1 protein-coding gene is annotated in these 211 nt (G+C 55.9%); it reads right to left on the reverse strand.

The features are described 5' to 3' along the window. Window positions 1–211, reverse strand: a 211-nt coding sequence (locus LKX83_RS33555) for a hypothetical protein (protein ID WP_227887653.1), incomplete at both ends; no start/stop codon positions are given.

The raw sequence follows: 211 nt of genomic DNA on the forward strand, positions 1-211 counted from the left end.
CTTGAGCAGCACGATAAAGTCAGAACCATTCAAGCGCGCCAGATTGCCCGCGTCCATGCCATTTTTCTGCAATAGCTCCGTACAACGCTGAGTCACCAGTTTCAGCCAGGCATCCACCGCGTCACGAGACAAGGAGGTATTCAATGGCAGCAAGTCCCGCTGACGGAACAACAGCACATGGCCGCCCTCTTCCTGTTGCAGCACCTGACGG

The sequence above is a fragment of the Cohnella baijiui genome (genome assembly GCF_020731285.1).
Lineage (GTDB): Bacteria > Bacillota > Bacilli > Paenibacillales > Paenibacillaceae > Cohnella.